The 10,608-nt window shown below is 66.5% G+C and carries 10 protein-coding genes; 6 read left to right on the plus strand and 4 right to left on the minus strand.

Going from position 1 to position 10,608, the window contains the following annotated elements; genetic code table 11:
* Window positions 1-70 precede the first annotated feature (70 nt).
* Window positions 71-742, minus strand: a complete 672-nt coding sequence (locus ABE423_RS19440; protein WP_346487217.1) for a hypothetical protein — start codon at window positions 740-742, stop codon at window positions 71-73.
* The gene (locus tag ABE423_RS19445) at window positions 739-2,157 is read right to left on the minus strand and encodes an MFS transporter (protein ID WP_293796180.1); all 1,419 of its coding nucleotides are present in this window, start codon (window positions 2,155-2,157) and stop codon (window positions 739-741) included. The genes ABE423_RS19440 and ABE423_RS19445 overlap by 4 nt, the downstream gene beginning before the upstream one ends.
* Window positions 2,158-2,262: 105 nt before the next feature.
* Here ABE423_RS19445 and ABE423_RS19450 point away from each other — a divergent pair, with 105 nt between their 5' ends.
* Complete coding sequence (locus tag ABE423_RS19450; RefSeq protein ID WP_346487224.1) at window positions 2,263-3,147, plus strand: LysR family transcriptional regulator; 885 nt, start codon at window positions 2,263-2,265, stop codon at window positions 3,145-3,147.
* Window positions 3,148-3,286: 139 nt separating this feature from the next.
* Here ABE423_RS19450 and pip read toward each other — a convergent pair whose 3' ends face one another.
* The gene (gene pip, locus ABE423_RS19455; protein WP_032130095.1) at window positions 3,287-4,228 is read right to left on the minus strand and encodes a prolyl aminopeptidase; all 942 of its coding nucleotides are present in this window, start codon (window positions 4,226-4,228) and stop codon (window positions 3,287-3,289) included.
* Between the two features lie 48 nt (window positions 4,229-4,276).
* Window positions 4,277-5,134, minus strand: a complete 858-nt coding sequence (prmC, locus tag ABE423_RS19460; protein WP_346487219.1) for a peptide chain release factor N(5)-glutamine methyltransferase — start codon at window positions 5,132-5,134, stop codon at window positions 4,277-4,279.
* Window positions 5,135-5,484: 350 nt separating this feature from the next.
* Between prmC and ahpC the strand changes: the two genes are divergently transcribed.
* The 5 genes from ahpC to ABE423_RS19485 all read left to right on the plus strand — a co-directional run bounded on the left by ahpC (window position 5,485) and on the right by ABE423_RS19485 (window position 10,449).
* Window positions 5,485-6,048 (plus strand): alkyl hydroperoxide reductase subunit C, encoded by a 564-nt coding sequence (gene ahpC / locus ABE423_RS19465; RefSeq protein ID WP_004144811.1) that lies wholly within the window; start codon window positions 5,485-5,487, stop codon window positions 6,046-6,048.
* 225 nt (window positions 6,049-6,273) lie between these two features.
* Window positions 6,274-7,866, plus strand: a complete 1,593-nt coding sequence (ahpF, locus tag ABE423_RS19470; RefSeq protein ID WP_346487221.1) for an alkyl hydroperoxide reductase subunit F — start codon at window positions 6,274-6,276, stop codon at window positions 7,864-7,866.
* A gap of 85 nt (window positions 7,867-7,951) precedes the next feature.
* Window positions 7,952-8,914 carry a LysR substrate-binding domain-containing protein gene (locus ABE423_RS19475; protein ID WP_032129919.1) on the plus strand — a complete coding sequence of 321 codons (963 nt, stop codon included), beginning with the start codon at window positions 7,952-7,954 and terminating at the stop codon, window positions 8,912-8,914.
* A 123-nt stretch (window positions 8,915-9,037) separates the two neighbouring features.
* Window positions 9,038-9,442 (plus strand): nucleoside diphosphate kinase regulator, encoded by a 405-nt coding sequence (rnk, locus tag ABE423_RS19480; RefSeq protein WP_005408156.1) that lies wholly within the window; start codon window positions 9,038-9,040, stop codon window positions 9,440-9,442.
* 50 nt (window positions 9,443-9,492) lie between these two features.
* Window positions 9,493-10,449, plus strand: coding sequence for a transaldolase (locus tag ABE423_RS19485; RefSeq protein WP_253145638.1), 957 nt, complete (start codon window positions 9,493-9,495; stop codon window positions 10,447-10,449).
* The last annotated feature ends 159 nt before the right edge of the window (window positions 10,450-10,608 follow it).

A 10,608-nucleotide genomic window follows, 5' to 3' on the forward strand; every position in this document is an offset into this window, starting at 1 on the left:
GGTGGCGGGGGCGGGGCGCCCCAATTTAAATTCAACAACCTCCCGTGTTTTCACGGCCCGGCGCCCCCCACTACCGCAATACGGGCGCATCCATCCACGGGAACGGCTTGAACCCGTGCACCTGCACGGTCGCACCGATCGCTTCGAAATCATCCTTGATCGCCTGCGCGCGGCGACGATCCAGCGCTTCACCCAGGACCAGCGGCAACGCACGGCAGCGTGCCAGCGCCTCGCCCACCGGAATCTCCATCAGGCGCGCCACGCGCTGCGCTGCGGCTTTGATCTGCCCCTCCGGGCACGCCTTCAGCGTCAGATCGAAGGAAGCGAAGATGCCTGCGCCCCCCCCTGCCTCGCGCGCCTCCGCTTGTTCCTCAGCACCCGCTTCGCCCAGGGCCTCGTCGATACCCTCGACCTGCTGGAACGCGTCGTACTCGGCGTAGTAGGCCAGTGCCTGCGCGTAGTCCTGCAGCGACGACAGCGGGCGTTGCCGCTTCTGCACATCCAGCACGTCGGCAAACGTGGCCGGTTCAAGATACGGGAACAGCCCCATCGCTGCCGAAGCGGCCGATCGCTCGCCGTCGTCATCCAGCGCTTCATCACTGGATGACGGCAACCACAACCGCGCAGCCAGCAGGTCCTCGTTGCTGGCCATCACCCAGCCGAAGGCGTTCCACACCTCATCGTCATCGTTGCAGACAGCGAAGGCATGCAGGGTCTGTTGCAGGTCCAACAGTTCGATCATGCGTCGGTGCTCAGGCAGGCAGTCGCTGCCGAGTCTACCGGCGTCGGGCGCAGGCCCAGCGCGATCACCACGCCGAGCGCGGCGAACAGCGCGGCGCCGTACTGTGCATTGACCATGCCCTGCAACGCATCAGGGCTGGTTGCCGCCTGCGTGCCGCGCGCGGCGTTGGCGACCATCACCAGTACCGCCAATCCCAAGGCGCCGCCGATCTGCTGGGCGGTGGCCGCCATGCCGGACGCGACGCCTTGCTGCGGACCCGGCACGCCCTGCCCGGCCACGATCCACATCGCCGTCCAGCTCATGCCCTGGCCGACGCTGAGCACTACGATGCCCGGCAACAGCGGCCAGTAGCTGGCGCCATGCGGCATCGCCAGGGCCACCGCGGCGATGCCGACGGCACCTGCGGCGAAGCCCCAGGCCAGCACCTGCCGTGGCGAACGGCGCCGCAGCATGCGTTCGGCAATCCGGATGCCGAAGGTGCACACCAATGTCGGCAGCAGGAAGGCCATACCGGCCTGCAGCGGGCTCCAGCCATAGCCATCCTGGAAGTAGAGCGCCAGGAAGTAGTACTGCACGCCATAGCTGCTCATGAAAGCGAAGGTCAGACCCAGCGCGGCGCGGAGGCCGGGCAGGCGCAACAGCGAAAACTGCATCAGCGGGTCACGGCTGCGCTTTTCGATCTGTACGAACACCGTCAACAGTACGGCTGAAAGCAGCAGGCAGATGAGCGTAGCCGGCGCCGTCCAGCCCCACTCCGGCCCTTGCACCAGGGTGGTGACCAACAGGCTGCCGCCGGCGGTGACAGTGAGACAACCGGCCAGATCGAAGGAACGGCCCTGCACGCGTGGACCATCGGACGGCAGCCATGTACCGGCCGCGACCGCGCACGCCGTGGCCAGCGGCACGATCACCGCCAGCACCGCCGGCCAGCCGAACGCCTGGGTCAGCACGCCGCCGAGCAGCGTGCCCAGCGCCAGGCCCACCGCACTGGCCATGCTCCAGATCGCCAGCGCACGATTGCGTACCGGGCCTTCGGCGTACAGCGTGTTGATCAGCGCCAGCGTGGCCGGGAACAGCAGCGCCGCCCCGACGCCTTGTGCGGCGCGCGCGATGATCAACAGCGTGGCGTTCGGCGCCAGCGCGCCGAGCAGCGAGGCCAGCGCGAACAGCAGCATGCCCAGCCGGTAGAAGCGGCGGCGGCCGATCAGGTCGGCGGCACGGCCACCCAGCAACAGGCTGCCGCCGAACGCCACGGTGTAGGCACTGACCACCCATTGCAGCTGCTGCGCGTTGATCTGCAGCGCGCGGCCCATGTCATGCAGGGCAACGAAGATGATGGTGGCATCCAGGGCAATGATCAGCTGGGCGGTGGCCAGCAGGGTCAGCGCCCAGCGCGGATATTTGAGGGGAGGCATCGGCGGTCTGGCGCGGTGGGGGAGCGCAGTCTCATTGATGCGAGCCAATCAATAAACCCCTCCCCGACCATATCTGTCATGATTTTCGGCATGAATGGAGCCTCGATGGACCTCAATGCGGTGCGCATGTTGGTGCAGGTGGCCGAAGCGCGCAGTTTCACCGTGGCCGCCGGCCAGCTGGGCCTGAGCCAGTCCGGCCTGTCGCGCGCGATCGGGCGGCTGGAAGTGTCGCTGGGGGTGAAGCTGCTGCAGCGGAACACCCGCAACGTGGCGCTGACCCCGGATGGCCGCCAGTTCGTGGAACAGGTGGCACCACTGCTGACCGGCCTGGACGATGCCGAACGGCAACTGGCCGACCGCCCGTGCACGCCCTCGGGCACATTGAAGATCAGTGCGCCGTCGATGTTCGGGCGCAAGGTGCTGGTGCCGATGCTGGCGCCGTTGCTGCAGCAGCATCCGCAGCTGCAGGTGGAAGCGGTGCTCAGCGACCGTCTGGTCGATCTGGTCGAGGAAGGCTTCGATGCCGCGCTGCGCACCGGCGTCATCGCCGACCAGCGCATCGTCGCGCGGCCATTGCGACCGCTGCGCTGGGTGACGGTGGCCAGCCCCGCCTATCTGGCCCGTTGCGGCGCACCGGACGATGTGTCCGCGCTGCAGGATCATGCCTGCCTGGCGGTGCGCAACCTGCGCAGTGGCCGGCTGGTGGACTGGCAGTTCCTGCAGGACGGGCAACTGCGCGAGTTCACGCCGCCGACGCGGATTGTGTTCGACAGCGGCGATCCGCTGGTGGAAGCGGCCATCGCCGGTATCGGCATCGTGCAGGTGATGGATTTCGCCGTGGCCGACGCCTTGGCCGATGGCCGCCTGCAGCGCGTGCTGCAGCCGTTCGAAGGCCGCAGCCGCGCACTGTCACTGATCTATCCGCCCTCGCGGCAATGCTCGCCAAAGCTGCAGGTACTGGCCGACGCGTTGCTGGCCGGGCAGTGGTAGCGCCGGCCGCTGGCCGGCGTCTGCGCGCATCCAACCGTTTCCGGGTTGCCGGCCAGCGGCCGGCACTACCAGGCTGCGGTAGATCCACGCCATGCGTGGATGAGGGCCGGTAGCGCCGGGCATGGCCCGGCGTTACCGATCAGGCGAAGCTATCGGTGGCGCGCACCAGTGCGTCCACGTTCTCGGCTTCGAACGCCGAGTGGCCCGAGGCCGGCGTGATTTCCAGCTTCGCCTTCGGCCACACCTTGGTCAGGTCCCAGGCGTTGGCCAGCGGGCAGACCACGTCGTAGCGGCCGTGCACGATCACGCCGGGAATGTCAGCGATGCGGTGCGCGTCGCGCAGCAGCTGGTCTTCCACCTCGAAGAAGCCGCCGTTGACGAAGTAGTGGTTCTCGATGCGGGCAAACGCCAGCGCAAAATGCGGGTCTTCGTGGCTGTTGATGAAGTCATCATCGACGTGCAGGAAGCTGGTCGCGCCTTCCCACACCGCCCAGGCTTTGGCCGCTTCCAGGCGGGTGGTTTCGTCTTCGCTGGTCAGGCGGCGGTGGAAGGCCGAGATCAGGTCATGACGCTCCACCGACGGAATCGGCTTGAGGTAGTGCTCCCACGCATCCGGGAACAAGCGGTTGGCGCCTTCCTGGTAGAACCATTCCAGTTCCCAGCGACGCAGCATGAAGATGCCGCGCAGGACCAGTTCGGTCACGCGCTGCGGGTGGGTTTCGGCATAGGCCAGTGCCAGGGTCGAACCCCAGCTGCCGCCGAACACCTGCCAGCGATCAACCTTGAGGTGCTCGCGCAGCTTCTCGATATCGGCGACGAGGTCCCAGGTGGTGTTGTCCACCAGGTCCGCGTGCGGGGTGGAACGGCCGGCACCGCGCTGGTCGAACAGGATGATGCGGTACTTGGACGGGTCGTGGAACTGGCGCATCTTGTCGCTGCAGCCGCCGCCCGGGCCACCGTGCAGCATCACCACCGGCTTGCCGTCCGGGTTGCCGCACTGTTCGAAGTACAGCGTGTGGCGGTCGTCGACCTTCAGGGTGCCGACGTCGTAGGGGGTGATGGCGGGGTACAGCGTACGCATGCTTGCAGCTCCAGGGTGATGCCCTGCCGGGGCAGGAGAACCTCCATTCTAGGCCGGACGCCGGCCCAGGGTGATGCGGTCGCGCTGCTCCAGATCCTGCACGGTCTGTACTTCCGCAAAACCCGCCGCATCGAACAGCGCGCGGATCGCCGCGCCCTGATCCCAACCGTGCTCGATCAGCAGCCAACCGCCGGGCAGCAGATGGGCCTGGCCACCGTCGACGATGCGGCGGATGTCATCCAGCCCGTCCACGCCGGAGGCCAGCGCGGTGGCCGGTTCAAAACGCAGGTCGCCCTGTGCCAGGTGCGGATCATCGCTGGCGATGTATGGCGGGTTGCTGGCAATCAGGTCGAAGCGTGCACCCTGCAGTGGCGCATACCAGTCGTGCCCGCCCTCGGCGAAGCGGACGTTGCGCAGTTCATGGCGCGCAGCATTGCGCGCGGCCACGGCCAGCGCGCCCGGGCTGGCATCGGTAGCCAGCACCTGCGCTTGGGGCCGTTCGGTGGCCAGTGCAAGTGCAATCGCACCGCTGCCGGTGCCCAGGTCAGCCAGCTGCAGCGATTGGTCTGGCGGCAGCCGCTCCAGCGCCAGCTCGACCAGCAGCTCGGTTTCCGGACGCGGGATCAGCGTGGCCGAGTCGACCTCCAGGTCCAGCGTCCAGAAACCGCGGCGGCCGGTCAGGTAGGCCACCGGCTCACCGGCCACGCGGCGGGCCAGCAACGCTTCGAAGGCGGCCAGGTCGGCGGCGGCCAGCGGATCGGTGGCATGCGCGAACAGCCAGCTGCGCGGGCGCTCCAGCACATGCAGCAGCAGCAGTTCGGCCTCGTGGCGGGCCTCGACGCCGCCGAGGCGGGCACTGGCCTCGGCCACGATCTGGCGCAGGGTGGGTTCGGTTTGGGAAAGCATGCCGCAATTGTAGAGCGGAGCCCATGCTCGGCTGCTTCTGCCGCAGTCGAGCTACACATCCACAGGTCCGCAGTCGAGCATGACTCGACTCTACAAAAGGCTGCAATCCGTTCAGGTTCTGCCCGAGCGGATAAGGAGGGACTATTGGCCCTATTCAGCCGTTCCGGAAGATTTTCCTTGTCACACAGGCAGTTGCAGGATGAAAGCGTCCGGGTTCAGTGCCTGCTCAGTGCATTTTGATAGACTACATCTATCAAATAGATGCAATCAATGGATTGTTCTTATCGATAGCGAGTCGGTACTCTAGGTCCTGTCGATTCACCCACTCCCCTTCACCCAGAGGAAAAACGATGTCCCTGATCAACACCCAGATCCAGCCGTTCGAAGCCAATGCTTACCTGAATGGCGAGTTCATCAAGGTTTCCGACAGCACCCTGAAGGGCCAGTGGTCGGTCCTGATCTTCATGCCGGCCGCCTTCACCTTCAACTGCCCGACCGAGATCGAAGACGCCGCTGACCATTACGCCGAGTTCAAGAAGGCCGGCGCCGAGGTCTACATCGTCACCACCGACACCCACTTCTCGCACAAGGTGTGGCACGAAACCTCGCCGGCCGTCGGCAAGGCCCAGTTCCCGCTGGTTGGCGACCCGACCCACCAGCTGACCAACGCCTTCGGCGTGCACATTCCGGAAGAAGGCCTGGCCCTGCGCGGCACCTTCATCATCAACCCGGAAGGCGTGATCAAGACCCTGGAGATCCACTCCAACGAGATCGCCCGTGACGTCTCCGAAACCCTGCGCAAGCTGAAGGCTGCCCAGTTCACCGCCGCCAACCCGAACCAGGTGTGCCCGGCCAAGTGGAAGGAAGGCGAGAAGACCCTGACCCCGTCGCTGGACCTGGTCGGCAAGATCTAAAGCGGTACCGGCCTGCCGTGGCCCCACGCCACGGCGCGCCTTTCATCCCCGTGCCGGTCCCCCCACCGGCGTGGGGGTGAACCCAAGACAGCCAACGCTCGCCCGCCTTGGCCAGCCAGCCCCTTCCACGGTCGCTGTCTTGGGTTCACCCCTACCCCCTGCTGGTCCGCTACCTTCTACAGCGGTGCCACGCCCCCTGTTTGCCTGAAGCCAGGAGATGACCCGATGTTGGACGCCAACCTGCAGTCGCAGCTGAAGACCTATCTGGAGCGCGTGACCCGCCCGATCCAGATCACCGCGCACGCCGACGACGGCGCCAAGTCGCAGGAAATGCTGGAACTGCTGCAGACCCTGGACAGCCTGTCGGACAAGATCTCGCTGCAGGTGCTGCGCGATGGCCAGGGCCGCGTGCCGTCCTTCGACCTGGGCACCCCGGGCCAGGATATCCACCTGACCTTCGCCGGCCTGCCGATGGGCCACGAGTTCACCTCGCTGGTGCTGGCGCTGCTGCAGGTCGGCGGCCACCCGTCCAAGGCCACCGCCGAGCTGATCGAGCAGGTGCAGAACCTGGAAGGTGAATACAAGTTCGAAACCTACTTCTCGCTGTCCTGCCAGAACTGCCCGGACGTGGTGCAGGCACTGAACCTGGCCGCGGTACTCAACCCGCGCATCCAGCACGTGGCCATCGACGGTGCCCTGTTCCAGGACGAAGTCGAGCAGCGCGAGATCATGTCGGTGCCGACCGTGTACCTCAACGGTGAAGTCTTCGACCAGGGCCGCATGACCCTCGAGCAGATCGTGGCCAAGCTGGACACCAATGCCAGCAAGCGCGATGCCGAGAAGATCGCCGCCAAGGACGCTTTCGACGTGCTGGTGGTCGGCGGTGGCCCGGCTGGCGCGGCAGCGGCGATCTATGCCGCACGCAAGGGCATCCGCACCGGTATCGCCGCCGAGCGTTTCGGTGGCCAGGTGCTGGACACCATGGCGATCGAGAACTTCATTTCGGTGAAGGAGACCGAAGGCCCGAAGCTGGCCACGGCGCTGGAACAGCACGTGCGCGAGTACGAGGTGGACATCATGAACCTGCAGCGCGCCAGTGCGCTGGTGCCGGCCGGTGAAGACGGCCTGGTGCAGGTGCAGCTGGAAAACGGCGCGGTGCTGAAGTCGCGTTCGGTGATCCTGTCCACCGGCGCACGCTGGCGCCAGATGAACGTGCCGGGCGAAGACCAGTACCGCAACAAGGGCGTGGCCTACTGCCCGCACTGCGATGGTCCGCTGTTCAAGGGCAAGCGCGTGGCGGTGATCGGCGGCGGCAACTCCGGCGTGGAAGCGGCCATCGATCTGGCCGGCATCGTGTCGCATGTAACCCTGCTGGAGTTCGATTCCAGCCTGCGCGCCGACGAAGTGCTGCAGAAGAAACTGCGCAGCCTGGCCAACGTCACCGTGCTGACCAGCGCACAGACCACCGAAGTGCTGGGCGACGGCAGCCGTGTCACCGGCCTGGTCTACAAGGACCGTGTCGGCGGCGACGCCCACCGCGTCGAGCTGGAAGGCATCTTCGTGCAGATCGGCCTGCTGCCCAATACCGAGTGGCTGAAGGACACCGTGGCGCTGTCGCCGCGTGGCGAGGTCGTCATCGATGACCGCGGCCAGACCAACCTGCCGGGCGTGTTCGCTGCTGGCGATTGCACGACGGTACCCTACAAGCAGATCATCATTGCCATGGGCGCCGGTTCGACCGCCGCACTGAGCGCGTTCGACCACCTGATCCGCTCGTCGGTGAGCAGCAGCAGCGGTGCCGTTGCTGAAGCTGCCTGATCCATCGTTCCCAGATCACCGGGAACATTGTCTGCCTGTCGGGTAACCATGCCGTCAGCCGGTCCGTTACCCCTGGGGTGTAAGGATGAACCTACGTGATCTGAAGTACCTGGTAGCCCTGGCCGACCACAAGCATTTCGGCCGGGCTGCCGCCTCCTGCTTCGTCAGCCAGCCGACGCTGTCCACGCAGATCCGCAAGCTGGAAGAAGAGCTGGGCCTGCCGCTGGTGGAACGTGCACCGCGCAAGGTGATGCTGACCCCGGCCGGCCAGGAAGCAGCAGCACGGGCACGGGTGATCGTGTCCGAAGTGGAACAGCTGAAGGAAGCGGCACGTCGCAGTCGCGATCCGGAAGCCGGTACGGTGCGCCTGGGGATCTTCCCGACCCTGGGCCCGTACCTGCTGCCGCATGTGATTCCGCGCATCCGCGATCGCTTCCCGGAGCTGGAACTGCTGCTGGTCGAGGAAAAGAGCGATGTGCTGCTGGACCGCCTGCGCGAAGGCAAGCTCGACGCTGCACTGCTGGCCCTGCCGGTGATCGACGACCAGCTGCATGCCGAGTTTCTGTTCGAGGAACCCTTCCTGCTGGCCGTATCCGGGCGCCACCCGCTGGCCCGTCGCGAACACCTGGACGTGCAGGAGCTGGCCACGCAGAAGCTGCTGCTGCTGGAAGATGGCCATTGCCTGCGCGATCAGGCACTGGAAGTCTGCCGCCTGTTCGGTGCCAACGAGAAGTCCGAGTTCCGCGCCACCAGCCTGGAAACCCTGCGGCAGATGGTCGCCGCCGACGTCGGCATCACCCTGCTGCCAAGCCTGTCAGTGCAGCCGCCGGTGCCGCGCTCGAACAACATCCGCCTGCTCGACTTCACCGGCGAAGGCCGCCCCAGCCGTCGCATCGCCATGATCTGGCGCCGCAGCTCGGCCATGAACGACTTCCTGATGGAGCTGGCCGATCAGTTCAAGCGCCTGCCGCAGGCGCTGTTCACCCTGGAAGCGGTCAACGCCGCCGGCGACACGACCGCCCTGCCCGGCCCCGCGCTGAACGGCTGAACCCCCGCAGCACCGGCCTGGAATCGGCAGGAGTCGATTCCGGTCGCATTTGTCCCCACAATACAGACAGGCGGCGCCAGCAGGTGCCGCCTTTTGCATGGCTTTCAACCAAGGAGCTTCACCATGAGTACCGCCAGCGGCCTGCCGCCGTCGATCACCGTTTCCACCTTCGACATGGACCGCCTGGACGCCATGCTCGAATCCCCTGCGCTGAGCCAGACGCCTGCCGCGCTCGCGCTTGCTGAAGAACTCAACCGTGCCACCGTGCTGGCACCGGACCAGATTCCCGAAGGCATCGTCATGATGCATTCGCGCGTGGAGTGCGAAGATGAAGTGTCGGGCGAGAAGCACGTCCTGACCCTGGTCTTCCCCCGCGAAGCCAACGTCGATGAAGGCAAGGTTTCCGTGCTGGCCCCGGTCGGCAGTGCCCTGCTCGGCCTTTCGATCGGCCAGAGCATCGACTGGAACGCGCCCGGCGGCCGCAAGCTGCGCCTGCGCGTGACCGCGGTCCACAACGACCGCCCCTGATTACCGCTGCGCACCGCGCGCGATTCGATCCCCCTGCACCAGGAGCCGTAATGAGTACCCCGTCCAAACTGTCCCAGCTGCGCGAACTGTCCGTGGTCGTTGCCGATACCGGTGACTACGAGGCGATCAAGCGCCTGCAGCCGGTGGACTGCACCACCAACCCGACCCTGGTGAAGAAGGCGCTGGACCTGCCGGTCTACGCCGAGCTGATCGAACGCGAACTGGCCTGGGGCCGCCAGCAGAGTGGCGACCGCGAAGCCGTGGTGCACGCCGTGGCCGACCGCCTGACCATCGGCGTCGGCGCGCTGCTGAGCACGCTGGTGCCGGGCCGCGTGTCCACCGAAGTGGATGCCGACCAGGCCCACGACACCGCTGCCACCGTAGCCAAGGCCCGCCAGTTCATCCAGATGTACGCCGATGCCGGCGTGCCGCGCGAGAAGATCCTGATCAAGATCGCCGCGACCTGGGAAGGCGTGGAAGCCGCGCGCATCCTGCAGGCCGAGGGCATCGACTGCAACCTGACCCTGATCTTCAACCCGACCCAGGCGCTGGCCTGCAGCGAAGCCGGCGCGTTCCTGATCTCGCCGTTCGTCGGCCGCATCCTGGACTGGTACGTGGCCAACGGCCAGACCCCGGCCAACATCGATGAAGACCCGGGCGTGAAGTTCGTGCGCGGCGTGTATGCCGAATTCAAGCGCCGCGGTTCGCCGACGGTGGTGATGGGCGCCTCGTTCCGTTCGACCGCGCAGATCGAAGCGCTGGCCGGCTGCGACCGCCTGACGATTTCGCCGGACCTGCTGGAGAAGCTGGACGCCGACCACGGCGAGCTGCCGCGCAAGCTGGTGGCCGGTGCGGCCGACGGCGTGGCCGTGACCCCGATCGATGCGGCGAAGTTCGCAGCGGATCTGGCGGCCGATCCGATGGCGACCGAGAAGCTGGCGACCGGTATCGATGCGTTTGCCAAGGATCTGGAAGCACTGCGCGAGCGCATTCGTTCGGAACTGTGATTCCGGCCAACGGCTGAGCCCCTCGTGGCGGGGGCTTGGTCGCGTTGAAGCAAGAGCGAAAGCCGCGCTGGGTCGGGCGGGTTGGGTTCGCGGGAGACGCCGTGAATCCGTCCCTGGAGGCTTGGCCGCGGCATCCATGCCGCGGACACTCCCGCGAAC

It is taken from the genome of Stenotrophomonas sp. TWI1409, from assembly GCF_039673015.1.
GTDB classification, from domain to species: domain Bacteria; phylum Pseudomonadota; class Gammaproteobacteria; order Xanthomonadales; family Xanthomonadaceae; genus Stenotrophomonas; species Stenotrophomonas maltophilia_A.